Raw genomic sequence first — 17,304 nt, forward strand, 5'->3', positions numbered from 1 at the left:
GGGACTGGGGACACAACGACTGCGCTCAGTGCATCGCTCTTTACTGGGGACTGGGAATTGGCAAGAGGTAAGATAGCAAAGCTGAATTCTGCCCACCTCTAACCTTGTGCATCTTCCTGTCCCCAGTCCCTAATCCCTAGTAAAGAGTCCCCAATTCACCTTGTAATTCTCCGCATATAATTTCCCCACAATTGAGCTGCTTGAGCGCTGCTACCATATGTAGGGGAATTATTGTCGTTTCCCAACCAGACACCAGTTACAAGCCGCCGACTGGGGATAAAACCGATGAACCATAAGTCAACGTTTTTATCAGTCGTGCCTGTTTTCCCAGCTTCCCCCAGTCCAATCGCAGCACTACGCCCAGTACCTCTTGTGATGACGCCACGCATCAAACTAGTCATCTCATCAGCTACACCATTTGGTAGCACTCGTTTGTTGGCATCTGGATCTTGGTCGAAGGAGTAGATTACACGGCAAGTTTTGATATCCTTGCGATCGCGGCAATCACCACTGTCTAAAATTCGGTTAATCGCATGGGGAGGATTTCGTACACCACCATTACCAATAGCGCCAAAAGCCCCAGTCATCTCCAAAACATTGACTACACTTTGACCTAGTACCAAGCCAGGAACTGGATCAAGGGTTGACTTTATTCCCAAATTCTGTGCCATTGCCACCACTTTATTCAGCCCGATTTCTCTGGCAACTCGCAGGGCAATGGGATTTTCTGAAAGAGCAAGCCCCGTGGCAATATCTAAAGAAGCGCCAGCACCAGCACGACAGGGTTTATAAGTAAAGCCTTGCCAAGTTAAAGGAGCGCAAGAATAATTTTTTGATTCTGGAATTCCCTGTTGAATAGCAGCTGTGTAAGCAAAGATTTTGAAGGTGGAACCTGGTTGTCTTTTGGCTTGAACAGCACGATTGAACTGACTTTTTCTGTAATCAGTCCCGCCCACCATTGCCAGGATACTACCTGTACTAGAGTCAAGAGTGACTACCGCCCCTTGAGAAAAATTAAAATTTCTACCAGCGTTGTTCACTGAATTATTCAATGCTGCTTCTGCTTGGCTCTGTATGGCTGGATCAAGCTTGGTTTCAATAATATAATTTCCTTCTCTTGCTGCTCCCTCCCCCAAGATTGATTCAAGTTCGGAGAAGACGTAACTGTAAAAATAAGGAGCGATCGTCTTAGCTTGCTGTTCACAGACTTTAGGACTAATTTGCACAGTGGAGCGTCTAGCTCGGTTCGCATCCTCAGGTTTAATTTTGCCCATCTCCAGCAACCGCTTAATCACGCGATTCCGGTATTCAGCTGCTTCTAGCTTATTTGGACTATCCCCACAAAAATCGAAAGCGTTGGGAGCAGGTAAAATTCCTACCAATGTTGCTGCTTCTGCCAAAGTTAATTCTTTAGCCGGCTTTTCAAAGTAATACCGAGATGCATCCTCAAACCCAGAGGTATCTCCCCCCAAAAAAACCCGATTTAAGTACATCAGCAAAATATCATCTTTGCTGTAAAAGGTTTCGAGCTTTAAGGCGACAACTGCCTCCCGCAATTTGCGGCCAAGGGTATCCTGTCTGCCTACATACTCACGGAACAAACTGCGGGCAACTTGCTGGGTTACAGTGCTGGCTCCTTGTTGCACATCCCCACTGCGGCTATTGATCAACACGGCTCGTAAAATCCCCACAGGATCAACCCCAAAGTGCCAGTAATAACGACTATCCTCTGAAGCCACCACCGCAGCAGGCAAATAAGGGCCAAATTCCTCTAATCGCTTCATATCTACATGAGAGGTTGTCCGAGGCTCTCTCAGAGGAGTGGCTCCATCACGGGCGTAAACAACTACAGGGGCGCGTGTAGCTGTAGGTAGGGGTTTAACTTGAAATTTTAGCCATTCGACGCCAATTACTAACGCTAACAGGGCACTAGTACCGCCGACGCCATAAGCTGTCCAACTTGCAGCTTTGACATACCAGGCTGGTGGATCGACGTATTGCAACCGCACAGAAGCGGCGAGTTCTGGGGGACCCAGAGTCAGAATATCGCCGTGACGCAGTTCTAGGGAATTGACACGACGCTTGCCACGATAAATGCCATTGGTAGAGTTTTCGTCTTTGATAACGAAAACTGGTGTGCGTTGACTAGAATTCCGCGATAGCGACAGGTGAATTTGGCTGACAACAGGGTTACGGATGACGATATCGCTGGATTTGGAGCTACGACCTAGAATATAGCGATCGCCCAACAGTGGATATACCTCTGCTTTATCCGCCCCCGCATCCTGCACCCAGAGTTCCGGTACTTTAGCATTAGGCTTGAGCGCCAATTTAGAAAAATCGACCCTAGCTTGAATAGTATGTACCGCTTGAGTCAGTTGACCTAGTAACGTTTGTGGCTTGTGAGGGGGTTGAGGAGAACTCATCGGCTATTTACATCACATTTTTTAGTGAAGAATCGGGCGAATTACAATTGAGATGTTAGTCTTTCATCATTTTACTCAATAAGCCAAAGCATAAATTATCTATACGGAATTTTTTAAGCTAATTTATACTTAATTTTAACTCCCTATTAAAACTTCTTTGTTGTTTTTGTCACTTACTTTCAGGAAACAATTATTTATACATTTTCAAAGCTTTATACAATTTACTCTTAATTCTACTAATTACAAAAAAATACTTCATCTTTTTGTAATATTAAATACTCAGAAACACTAAATAGCAGATTTAATTTTTACCAATTTACATATCCACATATTGCGAAACAAACCTAAATATCTTCATTTAGGAAGATTTTCTAAATCTTAATTATTTGTTTTAATAGACCGAGTGTTCCGTTGAGGTTAATTACAGAATGATGGGAAAATCTCTGACTCTGATTGGTGCAGCTTTATCTTTAGCATTCACCGCTAACATTGCTGTTGCCGAATCTAGTAAATCCTCCATAGCCCAATCCAGTAGCGACTCAACTAGTGCACCAACGGAAATTAAGATGTCGCCAGAAGGGATGAAAATTCTGTGCGAGTATTTTCCGCTCAACTCCCGTTGTCCCGGCGGCACAGCACTCACCCCCACTAGCGCTCCTGGTAGCACTACCGCACCGACAGAAACCACGCCCAATAGCATCACCACTCCAGATAGCACAACTGCACCAGGTAGCACAACTGCACCTGGATCTGGATCTGCCACTCCTGAAACCACTCCAGCACCAGGAACTATTACCCCACCTGATTCTGGCGCTCCTGGCAACTTAACTCCAGCACCAGGAACCGTTACCCCACCTGATTCTGGTGCTCCTGGCAACTTAACTCCACCAGGAAGCGTTACCCCAGTTCAACCTGGCACTCCTGGCAGCAGTACCGAACCAAGTGGCTCAACTTCACCTGAGTCTGGCGCTCCTGGCAGCATTACCGTACCAGGAAACCCAACTACACCTGAGTCTGGTACTACTGACAGCAATCCTGAACCAAGTACAGGTTCTCCCAATAATACTCCAGGCTCTAATTCGCCAACTCCTAGCCGATAATTAATCTGAATAATAGTTTGCCATCAGCGATCGCCGGTGCATCTTGACCTCTTACACCAGTTATACCAACTGGTGTAAAATAAAAACTAAAAATAGCTGTAACCAATAGATCAAGTCTTTGCATATAGGACTGAGCAAGGGTTTTAGTAATCAATAGCCTGGGATTAATCATCCCAGGCTTAATAGTTTAATGCGACCTGTCAGTTGAAGTCGGTGTTTTTTGGAAGGAAGCAATTAACAGGCAAACAATACCGATACTAATAAATGAATCTGCTACATTAAATACAGCAAAGTTAATCAGGCGAAAATCAAGAAAATCAACGACATAGCCTAAAACAAAGCGATCAATACCGTTGCCCATAGCTCCACCTAAAATCAAGCCATAGCCCAACTGATCCCATAAATTTAATGTTGGGCCAAACAAGGCCAACGCTATCAATACTAAACTCACTCCTAAAGATAACCAGCGCAACCACTCTACTTTCCCACTTAACAGACTAAAAGCAGCACCAGTGTTAGTGACATAGGTGAAGTGAAATATCTGAGGTAAGAGTGGTACTGTTTGCCCCAAGCTAAAGGTTTGCACCACCCAGTATTTTGTTATTTGATCTAAGAAAAAAGCTATGAAGGCAGCGATCCAGAAAAGGCGATTTTTTAAACGCATGAAACTAGGGGCTAGGATTAGGGACTAGGGACTAAGGACTAAGGATTAGAATAATTTTAAATTTCTAGCCCCTAGCCTCTAGCCCCTTCATGATTAATAAAACATTAAGTGACGCAATACATATGCTATTACAGTAACGGCACAGACCACACTTAGTTGCCCTGGCAGTGCAAACCAGGAGTATCTAAGGATTGCTTGCATCAAGGGTAGGTTTTCTGTGCCTTTCCACTGAAAAATATAGCTAATAATCAAATAAGTAATACCGCATAGGTGGAGAGTTAACAAGCCACAGATGCAACTAAAGGCCAGAGTTTCTAGTCGAGGTCTAGCTTTAAAAGCGAACAAGCCACAAATCCAAGCTCCAGGAATAAAGCCTAATAGATAGCCAAATTGGGATAGTTTAACATAACCAATACCGCCCCCATCAGCAAATACAGGTAATAAGGTCAACCCCATGACTAAATAGGCAATTTGTGAGAGCGCCCCAGCATTTTTGCCCCCTAAACAACCCACTAACAATACTGCGCCAACTTGAAAAGTGACACCTAATGAAAAAGTCTGAATTCCGTGCTTACTCCAATTCCAAGGTAAGGTAATGCCATAAGCTTCTAGGAAAGTGCCACCCATTGTCAGGAGTAAGCCAATCATTGACCATAGTAATTGATTGGAAGCAGCAAACATTTATCAGTCAACCAGGGAAAGGCAAAAGGGAAAACCAACAGCAACTAGTACTGCAAGGTGGAAGTCAAAAGTCACGCATAATTGTATTCCAGGCTTTTGCACCATTTTAAATGGTGAACCAGCGCTCTTGGTAGGGTTTCCCGAAGCAGGCGACTGGTGAACCCGAAGGGTATGTTTATTTTTGCGCCTGCTGTACTAGTATATTCATTAGTGGTGAATTACCCCACCTTGCTACGCTCTTGGATGGTGAATTCCGCCGAATTTGTTAAAATGAGATTTGTGCTGATACCATTAAGAATTAGCATATTTTTTTTGCCTTTTTGGTATGTAACTTTTCAGTTCTGCAAATTATGGCTTAGGTGTCTATAGCTGTAATTTTATTGGCTGAAGCGTAGTCTGATTATGGTATTTGACCTAATACATGTTAATAGTAGTAAAATATAGTATTTATAAATTTATAGATTCAATACCAACTTTTGCTACAAAGTGTTAAAGATAGTTCCTTCATTCACTATTTTTTAGCGATCGCGCCGCCTACTCTCCATAAAATAGGCAATTTATGGTTTTTCTTCTACTTTCTTTAAACAATAATTTCACTGGCTAAACTTAGATTGTTTAGTTATGGCTTCAAGTCTGCTAAGACCATAAGCAGAAACAATCTTTATCTCATTCCCAACTTTATGAGATTTATAATTATACCATAGGTTGCCTTATTTATATATATAATTTATGAATTTACCAAAAAATTTACACTATTAATTAATAGAGTTTTGTAAATATCTGTAACCAAATTCCTATGGTAATATTTGTAAGGTGTCACTAAAATCGCAGTATCAATTTTATCAAGTAAAAGTAGAAAAAAGTGTTTGTTCCTCACCAAAAAAACAAGCATTTTTTTTGCTTTGTTAACCTATCCTTTACCTGAACCTTTATCCTTTAAGGGTATCCTTATAAGCGCTCACCTGAAAATTACCCAAAAATTGATAGCGATGCCCTCACCTCTTAGTGTAATAAAAATCCATCGCCTCACAGCTTCAGTTTCAGTGTTAGCACTGACAATCAGCCTAGCTGCATGTGGTGGACAGCAAAACCCAGATAATACAGCTACCAAGGATACTCCTTCTGGCACTGCTACAGATACAACTGCCTCCAGCACAACCAAATTAGATTTGGGTGGAAATGTCAAGTTAAGCGGGGCAGGTGCGTCTTTCCCTGCACCACTGTATGATACATGGTTTACGGATCTAAACAAAAAATATCCAAATCTGCAAGTTGACTATGCCTCAGTTGGTAGCGGTGCTGGAGTTGAGCAATTTATCAAAGGGACTGTAGACTTTGGTGCCAGCGATGTTGCCATGAAGGATGAAGAAATCCAGAAGGTGCCGGCGGATAAGGGCGTTATTTTACTACCTGTAACTGCTGGTAGCATCGTGCTAGCTTACAACTTGCCAGATGTTGCAGAACTAAAGCTACCACGAGCTGTTTACGCTGATATTCTACTAGGCAAAATCACGTCTTGGGATGATGCCCAAATTGCCAAAGCTAACCCAGGTGCAAAACTTCCTAAAGAGGCGATCACAGTTGTTTATCGTTCTGATGGTAGTGGAACAACAGGTGTGTTTACAAAACACCTTAGCGCGATCAGCCCAGAGTGGAAGAGTAAAGTTGGTGAGGGCAAAACTGTCAATTGGCCTAAGGGAGTTGGTGCTAAGGGTAATGAAGGTATTACCGCTCAAATTCAACAAACACAAGGTTCCATTGGTTATGTCGAGTACGGCTATGCCAAACAAAATAGTCTCAAGTTTGCTGCTTTAGAAAACAAAGGTGGTAAGTTTATTGTACCTAGTGAGGAGTCAGCCTCTAAAACTCTGGCATCAGCAACTCTACCGCCTGATCTCCGCGTCTTCATTTCTGATCCAGAAGGGGCTGATTCCTATCCCATCGTCACTTACACCTGGATTTTGGCTTACAAGAAATATCCAAATGCAGCAAAAGCTAAGGCAGTTGAAGCTGCGATCGAATACGCCTTAACTGAGGGTCAAAAACAGGCTACTGCACTAGGGTATGTTCCTTTACCCCAAAACGTCATTACAAAGGTGGCTGCTGCTGCCGATCAAATTAGTCCAGAGTATAAAATCGCCGTTGGTAGTGGTACTAGCGCTAGCAAGTAGCTACATGTCTTGACATGAGGCATTCCTAAACAATAATTTTTAGGCTGCTTATTAGACTATAGGCATTCGTAATTTGGAACTCTGGGTTACCAATGTCTGGGTTTTAAAAGACGATGAGGCAACAAATTTGTTGATATGGTTGCCTCCCATATCTTCCTCTGATTTAATTGTGAAAGTCGGTAGTCATGACTACAAATTCTCAAAACCTTTCATCAGCGACAAAAAATCGCTCTGATGTAGAAAAGTCCCTAGATCAGGGTTTTATTTGGCTTACTAAAATTTTCGCCTTTGGGGTTGCTGCCGCTTTATTATGGATCGGCTTACAGGTTGCAATTGCTTCTTGGCCTGCCATCCAAAAGTTTGGTGCTAGCTTTTTAGCTAACACCACTTGGAACCCAGTTAATGATACCTACGGGGTGCTACCTCAAATTTATGGAACTCTCTTGAGTTCTTTTATTGGTTTACTGATAGCAGTACCAATTGGAGTTGGTACTGCGATTGTATTAAGCGAGGATTTTTTACCCGCAAAAGTGAAGTTGGTATTGGTTTTTGCAGTAGAACTGCTCGCAGCTATTCCCAGCGTTGTTTACGGCGTTTGGGGTATTTTTGTATTAGTGCCTATCTTAACTAACTTGGGAAAATGGCTCAATAGTTACTTTGGCTGGATACCACTTTTTAGCACCTCCCCTACAGGCCCAGGAATGTTACCGGCGGGAGTCATATTAGCAATTATGACTTTGCCCATCATCACAGCCCTATCGCGCGATGCCTTGATTTCTATACCTCCCAGTTTGCGTCAAGCCGCCGTAGGACTAGGAGCAACTCGCTGGGAAACGATCTTACAAATTCTGATTCCAGCAGCCTTTTCGGGGATAGTTAGCGCTGTGATGTTGGCACTCGGTCGCGCAATGGGAGAAACAATGGCTGTAACAATGTTGATTGGTAATTCTAACAACATTAGTATCTCACTGTTAGCACCAGGCAATACGATTTCTTCTCTACTAGCAAATCAATTTTCCGAAGCTAGTGGTTTGCAAGTTTCGGCTTTAATGTACGCTGCTTTAGTTCTATTCTTCTTAACTCTGGTAGTTAATATCATGGCCGAGTTTATCGTTCTAAGAGTCAAGCGACTGTAGCTTAGTTTTGGGTTGAATTATGACTTCTAGTTTTCCAGAGCGCAGCCTAACTCGCGCTCCCATGTCTAAAAGGACACTGTTTAATACAGTAATGACTGTAGTCGCATTTATCTGTGGGGTATTGGCACTTGTGCCTTTGCTAGCAGTGCTTTCTTACGTCATTATTCAAGGCTTTAGCAGTTTGAGTCCCAGCATCCTTTTTGAACTGCCACCCAAAGCTTTACAACACGGAGGAGGCTTTGGTAATGCAATTTTGGGCACACTATTAATGGTAGGAATTGCTGCGGTGATTAGCATCCCATTTGGTGTTTTGGCGGCGATTTACATCACAGAATTTAGCTCGGCCCAAGTAGCGAGATGGGTACGTTTTGCGGCTAACGTCCTGAGTGGAGTCCCCTCAATTATTGCTGGAGTATTTGCCTATGGCATTGTAGTTTTGACACTGGTAAAGTTAAACTTGGGATCATACTCTGCTCTCGGAGGAGGGTTTGCGCTGGCGATTTTGATGTTGCCAATTATTGTCCGAACCACTGATGAAGCCTTGCAGTTAGTATCGCAAGATTTGCGACAAGCATCTGTAGGGTTAGGAGCAACTAACTTTCAAACAGTAACACAAGTAGTATTGCCAGCAGCCCTACCTGCAATTGTAACTGGGGCAACGTTAGCGATCGCCAGAGCATCTGGAGAAACCGCACCTTTACTATTTACCGCCCTGTTTTCCAATTTTTGGCCTGGTAGCTTATTTGAACCCACAGCTTCCCTTGCTGTTTTGGTTTACAAATACGCTATTTCTCCGTTTAAAAATTGGCAATCACTAGCTTGGGCAGCATCTTTGATTTTGGTATTGATGGTTCTAATCACAAGTATCATCGCTCGCTGGGCAACTCGCAAGAAAGCTTAGTGAAATAGCATCCACCATAATAGCGGATTTGGATCGCTAAAACTAATACTACACTTAATTTATGGCTAACAACATTAGCACAGTGAACGATACTCAAACCGTTTTACGCACCGAAAATCTCAACGTTTACTACGGCAAGTTTTTAGCCTTGCAGAATATTTGGCTAGATATACCAAAAAATCAGGTTACAGCCTTTATTGGACCTTCTGGTTGTGGTAAGAGTACGTTGTTGCGATGCTATAACCGCCTCAATGACCTGATTGAGTCATTTCGGGCAGAAGGTAAAATACTTTTTTACGATAAAAATTTATATGCATCCGACATTGATCCTGTAGAAGTACGTCGGAGAATTGGCATGGTGTTTCAAAGACCAAACCCGTTTCCAAAATCAATTTATGACAATATTGCTTTTGGAGCCAAAATCAACGGCTACAAAGGTAATATGGATGAATTGGTGGAACGAAGTTTGCGACAAGCAGCTTTGTGGGACGAAGTAAAAGATAAACTGCGACAAAGTGGTTCGTCTTTATCTGGTGGACAACAACAAAGGTTATGTATTGCTCGTGCGATCGCAGTCCAACCTGAAATTATATTAATGGATGAACCTTGCTCTGCCCTTGACCCTATTTCCACCTTGCGGGTTGAAGAACTAATTCACCAACTTAAAGAGCAATATACAATCGTTATCGTCACCCATAATATGCAGCAAGCAGCGCGGGTTTCTGATAAGACAGCCTTTTTTAACGTTCGGACTACAGAGACAGGAGGTCGTAACGGCTACATGGTAGAGTACGACGCAACAGAACTAATTTTCAACAATCCTCAGCAGCAAGATACCAGAGATTACGTTAGCGGGAGATTTGGATAAATAAATATTACACAAATAGTTGATGTTAGAACAATGAGGGATACTCGAAAATTAAAGCTGAACGATATTCCTCTAGTTTTTTATTTGTTTGCCAAGATTAGCGTAGGCGTAGCCCGCCGCAGGCATCGCTTGAGCAATCATGGCTGTTTCTTGGTCAAGAAGAGGAATAATTAAGCTGTTTATTTTTGCCTAGCTTTGACAATGGGATCTTGCCCCAAGTCTATAAAATATCAGGTGGAATTACACCATACTCAACCAGTGCATTTCAGAGTTTTTCTAAGCGGGCGGCGGGAATCGAACCCGCATTAATAGCTTGGAAGGCTATAGTTTTACCACTAAACTACGCCCGCAAAATTCCAACCCTATAAATGTAACACAGTTTTTGTAAAAATTCAAGCATTTAGTTGGAATTAGCAGGTTGGATGTTGATCCTGACATACAGATTGCTTAATTCTGGTTTTGTGCCATCGTTATTGTGAGCAGCAATAAAGTTTTCTGTTTTGAAAACTTCGCTAAGGACTTGCTGGTATGCGCTTTTTTCACTTTGCAGTGTTGCTGGTTTTATTTCTAAAACTACAGCCTGTTGAAAATTGCCATTGTTATCAATTATTAAGCTAGCCAAGAGTTGTGCTGGTTCAAGTCCAGAATTGTGGACAAGAAAACTTGAGTCTAATTCTTTTGTGTTGCTTCCCCTATATAAAGCGATAACGTCGGGTAAAGCATCTTGTCGTAATCTTCCTGATTGTATCAAGCTACTCACTTCATCTCTGAGCAAAGGAGCTACTATTGCTACCGATGCTCCCTGAGTGGGGGTGCGTGGGGTTTCTCTAGCCGGTGTTGCTGGAGTTTCCTGAGTGGAGGTGCGTGGAGTTTCCCTAGTTCGAGTTGGTGGAGTTTCTTTAGTCGGTGTTGCTGGAGTTTTCTGAGCAAAGGTACGTGGCGTTTCTCTGTTTTCAGCTTCCGAAACTGGTGAATTTGATGGAATACCTGTTGGTAGTAGCTTTCCCTTTCCCAGTTTGATTTCTTGACGGCGGTTCCAAGGTAGATTACCGACTGGAACTGTCGGTGTCGGTGTCGGTGTAGATTTCGGTGTCGGTGTCGGTGTCGCCCTAGCAACTCTCTGTTGTCTAAAGGGTTGGCTATTAGATTGAGAGGCGTAAGTTTGCTTCTTCTGCTGGAGGTTATCCGCAGAATTTATTGCGCCAAAATCTTCATTTCTAGGCGTAGTTCGTGCTGTTTGTGGTGAACGTGCTGGTACAGACTTTTGAGTTGCGGATGCTAGCTTTGGCGAAACTGTTTTGGCTGTTGATTTTGATTTGGTTATTGATTTTGTTTTGGGAGGAATGTCTATCAATTCAATGGGAATAGCAGATAGACTTTGTTGGGGAAACCACAGACTAAATGCATTAGATGAGCGCATCAGCCAGAACGCTAGCAAGTGCAGAGAGACTGAACCTATAAATACAGAAATCCACAAAGCTGGTGGATCAGTGTTTCGCCTCCAGACTTTGCTTGGAATTTTAGTTGTGTCTGCAACTGATGGTCTCATATTATATTATAAACTGGATATGATTAGGCACTCTTACTCATTGCTAATGCTTTAAAATACCAGTCTAAATTTTAGCGATTAACCATTACCTCTGGTTTAACAGCAAAAGTCAAAACTGTTTCATCTACTCCTTTAAGTTCTAAGGGACTACCTTTAGTAATTTCTTCTTCCTGCAAATAATCTGCCACGGCAGCAGAAACCAAGATAGTACCGGGAACAGCAGCAGCTTGCAACCTTGCAGCAATATTCACACTTGGGCCAATGGCAGTATAATCAGCCCGTTCAGCACTACCAAACATCCCCACAACAGCAGTACCTTGGTGGATACCGCACCGAAACTGGACGCTATTAAGTCTGTCACCATCGAATACACCTTGGTTTCGCCAGCGCTGGTTCAACTCAGCCAGTGAGCGGTGCATTGCTCTTGCTGTATTGATGGCACGACGCACTTGTTCATTGGGGGTTAACTCTTCCGGCGCTCCATATAAAGCTAAGATAGCATCTCCCATAAATTTATCTACAGTGCCGCCATTGTTAAATACAACTTTGGTCATGGCTTCTAAATATTCATTTAGCAACTCTGCGACTCGTCGGGATCTGAGAGTATTTGATAGCTGTGTAAAACCCACGATATCACTAAACAAAACTGTAATTAAGCGTGGTTCTGGGCGCAAATCTAACGTTAAATCTCCGGTTGCGGCTTTTTGTACCAATACAGCCGGTAAAAAGCGCTTTAGCACCGATTCTGTTAGATAAGTATTTAACTCCACGATTCGCCGTTCATTTTCCTTCAATGCCAAAAGATTCCGAACTTCGGCCAAAAGTTCCCGATCATTGAATGGTTTTGCTAAATAAGCATCCGCACCATGTTCTGTACCTTCGATGCGGGTTTCCTCGTCAGCTTTTGCTGTCAGCAGAATGATTGGTATTCCTTTCAACTTCTCCTCTTGGCGGATCATCTGAATCATTTCAAGTCCGCTCACCAAGGGCATCATTAAGTCAGTCACAATCAAGCTGGGTATAATTTCCTGAGCTAGACGATGCCCTTCATAACCGTTACGAGCTGTGCGTACATGATAGCCGTTGCGGCGGAAAATCTCAGATACATAGGTTCGTAAATCCGGGTTGTCATCTACAACTAAAATTGAGTGCTGAGTCTTAAGTGCTGAGTCTTGAGTATCAATACTGGGGGAGAGGTTTATTGTAATATCTTCAATATTGTCTGTTGTTGATACCAGTTCTAAATCAGCCAATTCTACGCTAGCGCGGCTCGTATTCAGTTCGGTAGGCGTTTCTAGTACTTGCTGTGCGGGTAAATGAGCATTTCCAGTCACAAGCCATAAACTAAAGGTAGTGCCTTGGCCGTAAACTGATTCTACAGTGACTTGACCACCATGTAATTCCACCAATTCTTTAACTAAAGCTAAACCCAAACCACTACCCTCATAGGATCGGTTTGCTGAACCTTCAGCTTGGCGAAAGCGCTCAAACAGGTGGGGAATTTGTTCTTTAACAATGCCAATTCCAGTATCTTGTACTTGTAATATGCAGCGATCGCGTTCAGATTTTAATCTGACACGGATAGTACCACCTTCGGGAGTAAACTTCATGGCATTTGACAGGAGGTTATAAACCACCTTGTCAAATTTTTCCATGTCCAAGTACACCAGAGAACATTCATCTAACTGGGTAACAAGATGCAGTCTCTTTTTCTCGCAGTAGGGACGAAAAGATTCCACTATTTGGCTGACAAATTCCGCTAAATCACACGGATGGAAGCTAGGCTGCATTCTTCCCGCATTCAGGCGTTGTAGATCCAGGAGTTGATTTACCAGTCGCAGCAGGCGGCGGGAGTTACGCAGGGCGATCGCACTTTGGGAGTAAGATAATCCTTCACCAGCTGCTACCGCCGACTCTAAAGGCCCTTGAATCAAGGTGATGGGTGTACGAAACTCATGGGAAATATTTTGGAAAAATTCGGTTTTTTGTTTGTCTAATTCCAGTAAGCGTTCAGCTTGTTGGCGAGTTTTTTGATACAGGTATGACTGCTGCACAGCGATCGCGGCTTGAGCTGCTACTGCTTTCGCCAAATCAATATCAGATGACAGCCATCGGCGTACTTTTTTACCTTCATGCAACGTAATACTACCGATACATTTCCCATCAGCCAATAATGGTACAAACATTAGCGATCGCGCTGGCATTTTTAACGGCAAATCAAAACTCTGCACATCTGAGGGAGAATGGCTCACATTACCAATTACCACAGGTTCATGAGTCTGTAGCATTTGTTGGAGGATTGGATTCTCCTGTATAGATGCTTGAGAATAGAGTAATCTCGGAGGGACTAGATGATTTTTGCTACCTGGATTATTGTCTGGGGCTGGCGATGTCTGGGTTGGGCTGTGCTTATGCAAATTTTCCGAATGTTGAAAACTGTCATACAAGGCTACACACTCGACAAACTCATCTTCCTCTGTCCACAAAGACAGAACACAGCCATCGACTTGTAAAACTTGTCCCAATTGCTGGGTGATCGCCGCAAAAATATCTTGGGGGTCTAAGCTAGAGCGAATCGCGCTAGTAATTGTATTAATTAGGGCTTCTCGCTTGGCAAGGGCACGTACTTGTTCGTAAGCATAAGCTTGAGACAAAGCTAAAGCTGCCTGATCTGCCACCATCAACACTAGCTGCACCTCATCATCCCCCCAAAAGCGAGGCAGAGAACACTGATGCAGTGCCAGCACTGCCATCAGTTCTTGTTGGCAGATCAATGGCACAACTAAACTAGAGTAAATGTTAGCAGCAGCAAAAGCTTCCCCACGTTGGCGCAGTTCTGGAGTATTACCGTGAATGCGATCATCATCAGTTACATCGTGAATCACCTGGACTTCACGGGTTTCCCACACCGTTTGAGCCAAAAGAGGCAGAGGGACAGAGGGTGAGAGGGGCACAGCAGAAGAATTATTTGCCTGCACCTCTGCTGGTGTCTGTTCCTCTGCTTCTTCAGAAAAAGTCTTCTGATAAATAAATCCTTTATCCGCTAACTGCTCATCTTGGAAGGGACGCAACAGGCAAACATCCACCTCCAACATGTGACCCACTGTATCTACAATTGCCTGCAAAATTTGGCGATAGTCTAAAGCACTGCGAATCGTATTTGTAACGGTATTCAGCAGCGATTCTTGTCGGAGTGTGCGGGTAAGCTCACGGGTGCGGGCTTTGAGGACATTGTGAGTATCCAAAGCTTGGCGTACCACTGCTTTGAGTTCCTCAGCTTCCCACGGTTTAGTTACATATTTGAATACCTTACCAGCATTGATTGCTTCCACCAGGTCTTCGACATCGGTGTAGCCAGTTAAAATAATCCGGATAATATCTGGATATTGAGTTGCTGTCAGGCTCAAAAATTCTGTACCGCTCATCATCGGCATCCGCTGATCGGAGATGATCACTGCGACCTCCCCCTCTTGAGCCAGCAGATCGAGTGCCGCAGGGCCAGAGTTTGCCCTTAGCACCTTATAGTCGCGATAGAAAGTGCGGTAAAGCAAGTCAAGGTTGTCTGGTTCATCATCGACAACCAAAATTTTAGGCTTACTGTTTGCTTGGGATTTCATGCACCGCTTTCCTGCTGCAACGGCAGTCGGATAAAGAATAATCTGATCAGGTAAGAATTTTTCTGAGTCAGGTAAGAGCAGAGCATTTCGACCAATAAGGCTGTTTGGCTATATGACTGCTGAGTGTAGGAGCTTTTACGCACAGTAATTGGTCTCAATGGCTTATGCCTATTACCGTTTGCGTTGGTGCAGTGTAATTTTTCATAGTCAGTTTTAGGGGTACAGAGTCGCTGCTTGCTTGCCAAATCTTTCTTCACCTCCTGTGAGCAATGTCTGATACTACATACAGCGCTCATAGCTAGCTGACAAATCCAGATGAAGCTGCATATTAAGTTTTCCCTTTGCAGCAGTTGTACTAACACTTGCAGGTAAATTTTATTTATGGTAGTCATGATAGAGTCAGTAATATTAAAACAAGAAGATTTAAAGCCAAAGTATACTATTAGACAAATACCTCTTTCTAATTTAGCAATCAGAACTATCATTAAGACAAGTGTAGGGTTAAGAAGTTAGGGATTAGAAATCTTGGAGATTCTTCCCCAGTACCTGTACAGCCTGTTACTATGACCTAGTAGTAAAGTCCTGTTAGTGTAGCGGCAATTGCATAAGCAATTTCAGTACTGCAACTAAAGGTGATTTCCAACCAGAATTTGTCGGTAGTGTACTTACTTAACAATTTTGTAGGTAATGTCTACGGACAGGTTATGCTATTTATCTACTCATTCACCTAAACCTGTTCGACTTTACAGATGTTTTTGTGGTAAACAGACTGATATCTTCCCCACCTAAAGCAAGGGATGCACCTGAACCGGCTGAACTTAAGATTTGTAGATCGATGAAGCTGTAACTTTAAGATTCTTCCAAAAATACCCGCTATAATAAAGCCCCAAGCTAAAGTGTAAAACTTTGTATGCTCCACAAGCAAAACCAAATTAGCAATCTTAGGTCAGTTCAATATCCTGGGCAGATATAAAGTTTTTCTTTAGTTGAAATGGTGTTTGAGGATATTTGAGTAAATTTTCGTTGAATAAAATCAATACTAAACTAGCCTTGAAATATCGGTTTTTTCATCCATACCAGCAACAGCCAATCGATCCAGCTTGCTGCCAATTTCAAATTCGTACAGCTACACCTGCTGATTTGATCGGTGTTTCTCAAATTATTGCTGAAAGCTTTCACTCCCAGCAGGGTATGTGGGGATGGGCTTTTCCATTGCTACGTCTGGGTATTTACGAAGACTTAAGGCATCGCATGGCATCACCTTCGTCACGTCATATTTGTTTAGTCGCCTTTGAAGCTACTAGTGGTGCGACTAATAACTTAGTGGGAAGTGTAGAACTGGGTGTACGTTACAGTGATTCGTGGAGCCAGGTTGGCATGGGTTTTCCTTACTTATCTAATTTAGCAGTTCACCCACAATACCGTAGACATGGTGTAGCTTCAGGCTTACTGACTAGCTGTGAAAAAGTTTCTTGCGACTGGGGATTTCAAGAGTTATATCTCCACGTTTTGGAAAATAATCATCAAGCAAGGCAACTTTATTTTAAGCTGGGATATCGGGTGCATAAAGTCGAATCGAATTGGAATACATTTTTACTAAGACGCTCAAGCCAAATGTTATTGCACAAGCATCTGAGTGCTGATTCCACTATTTGAATTTTATTTTGGCAATACTTAAGTAAGTTTTGATGTTGTAATTACTTTTGGGAAAATTCCTCAGCAACATAGACAATAAAAGCACAAACTAACTTAATTAAAAACTAAGTTAATATGAGCTATGGGACTGATATTTAATTTTGGAAATACACGTAGAGTATACTAGACGAGAGTATAGCACCGTCTGAAGACTTTGGTGCGTTACGGACTCCGTACTAACATACCCTACGTAATACTTAGATTTTTGAAATAATTATCGAACTGCACCGCCAACTCTACAAGAGGCTTCCGCCAAAGCGTAGCTTCTCGTAGAGAAGAGAATAAAAGAAGGAAAGAAGTTTACGAATCATTTAGGACTGCTATATAGTTTTAAATAATTATTTTAAGCATATTTCATTTAGAATTTTTACGGACTTTATTATTCGTAATATTAATAAAAACATAATTATGTAAAACTTATTTTCAACGAGCAACGTATTAAAGTTTATCTTTTATATTTGCTATTAAACAATAAGTATTTTAAAATATTTTATAG

The 17,304-nt window shown here is 42.6% G+C and carries 13 protein-coding genes and 1 tRNA gene; 6 read left to right on the forward strand and 8 right to left on the reverse strand.

Features of this window, described 5'->3' with window-relative positions; genetic code table 11:
• Positions 1-155 precede the first annotated feature (155 nt).
• Positions 156-2,426 carry a transglycosylase domain-containing protein gene (locus tag ACFFAP_RS24355; RefSeq protein WP_375513630.1) on the reverse strand — a complete coding sequence of 757 codons (2,271 nt, stop codon included), beginning with the start codon at positions 2,424-2,426 and terminating at the stop codon, positions 156-158.
• Positions 2,427-2,854: 428 nt separating this feature from the next.
• On the opposite strand from ACFFAP_RS24355, the gene ACFFAP_RS24360 reads away from it, so the two are divergent.
• Positions 2,855-3,526, forward strand: coding sequence for a hypothetical protein (locus ACFFAP_RS24360; RefSeq protein ID WP_375513631.1), 672 nt, complete (start codon positions 2,855-2,857; stop codon positions 3,524-3,526).
• Here ACFFAP_RS24360 and ACFFAP_RS24365 read toward each other — a convergent pair.
• From ACFFAP_RS24365 to ACFFAP_RS24375, 3 genes are all read right to left on the reverse strand, one after another.
• Positions 3,516-3,650 (reverse strand): hypothetical protein, encoded by a 135-nt coding sequence (locus tag ACFFAP_RS24365; RefSeq protein WP_375513632.1) that lies wholly within the window; start codon positions 3,648-3,650, stop codon positions 3,516-3,518. The two genes, ACFFAP_RS24360 and ACFFAP_RS24365, sit on opposite strands and share 11 nt — an antisense overlap.
• Before the next feature lie 63 nt (positions 3,651-3,713).
• Positions 3,714-4,190 (reverse strand): signal peptidase II, encoded by a 477-nt coding sequence (lspA, locus tag ACFFAP_RS24370; protein WP_375513633.1) that lies wholly within the window; start codon positions 4,188-4,190, stop codon positions 3,714-3,716.
• A 93-nt stretch (positions 4,191-4,283) separates the two neighbouring features.
• Positions 4,284-4,871, reverse strand: a complete 588-nt coding sequence (locus ACFFAP_RS24375) for a biotin transporter BioY (protein WP_375513634.1) — start codon at positions 4,869-4,871, stop codon at positions 4,284-4,286.
• 989 nt (positions 4,872-5,860) lie between these two features.
• On the opposite strand from ACFFAP_RS24375, the gene pstS reads away from it, so the two are divergent.
• From pstS to pstB, 4 genes are all read left to right on the forward strand, one after another.
• A complete protein-coding gene (pstS, locus tag ACFFAP_RS24380) occupies positions 5,861-7,042 on the forward strand; it encodes a phosphate ABC transporter substrate-binding protein PstS (protein ID WP_375513635.1) in 1,182 nt (393 codons plus the stop codon).
• Positions 7,043-7,227: 185 nt separating this feature from the next.
• On the forward strand, positions 7,228-8,178 hold the full coding sequence (pstC, locus tag ACFFAP_RS24385) for a phosphate ABC transporter permease subunit PstC (RefSeq protein WP_375513636.1): 951 nt from the start codon (positions 7,228-7,230) through the stop codon (positions 8,176-8,178).
• Positions 8,179-8,197: 19 nt separating this feature from the next.
• Positions 8,198-9,079 (forward strand): phosphate ABC transporter permease PstA, encoded by an 882-nt coding sequence (gene pstA / locus ACFFAP_RS24390; protein ID WP_375513637.1) that lies wholly within the window; start codon positions 8,198-8,200, stop codon positions 9,077-9,079.
• A 61-nt stretch (positions 9,080-9,140) separates the two neighbouring features.
• Complete coding sequence (gene pstB, locus ACFFAP_RS24395) at positions 9,141-9,947, forward strand: phosphate ABC transporter ATP-binding protein PstB (RefSeq protein ID WP_375502858.1); 807 nt, start codon at positions 9,141-9,143, stop codon at positions 9,945-9,947.
• Positions 9,948-10,226: 279 nt separating this feature from the next.
• Here pstB and ACFFAP_RS24400 read toward each other — a convergent pair.
• From ACFFAP_RS24400 to ACFFAP_RS24415, 4 genes are all read right to left on the reverse strand, one after another.
• A tRNA-Gly gene (locus tag ACFFAP_RS24400) sits at positions 10,227-10,297 on the reverse strand.
• A 50-nt stretch (positions 10,298-10,347) separates the two neighbouring features.
• Positions 10,348-11,496, reverse strand: coding sequence for a hypothetical protein (locus ACFFAP_RS24405; protein ID WP_375513638.1), 1,149 nt, complete (start codon positions 11,494-11,496; stop codon positions 10,348-10,350).
• 71 nt (positions 11,497-11,567) lie between these two features.
• The gene (locus ACFFAP_RS24410; protein WP_375513639.1) at positions 11,568-15,113 is read right to left on the reverse strand and encodes a response regulator; all 3,546 of its coding nucleotides are present in this window, start codon (positions 15,111-15,113) and stop codon (positions 11,568-11,570) included.
• Complete coding sequence (locus ACFFAP_RS24415) at positions 15,110-15,505, reverse strand: hypothetical protein (RefSeq protein ID WP_375513640.1); 396 nt, start codon at positions 15,503-15,505, stop codon at positions 15,110-15,112. Before ACFFAP_RS24415 ends, ACFFAP_RS24410 begins: the two co-directional genes overlap by 4 nt.
• 631 nt (positions 15,506-16,136) lie before the next feature.
• On the opposite strand from ACFFAP_RS24415, the gene ACFFAP_RS24420 reads away from it, so the two are divergent.
• Positions 16,137-16,769, forward strand: a complete 633-nt coding sequence (locus ACFFAP_RS24420; RefSeq protein ID WP_375513641.1) for a GNAT family N-acetyltransferase — start codon at positions 16,137-16,139, stop codon at positions 16,767-16,769.
• Positions 16,770-17,304: the final 535 nt, after the last annotated feature.

This window comes from uncultured Nostoc sp. (genome assembly GCF_964245575.1).
GTDB lineage: Bacteria > Cyanobacteriota > Cyanobacteriia > Cyanobacteriales > Nostocaceae > Nostoc.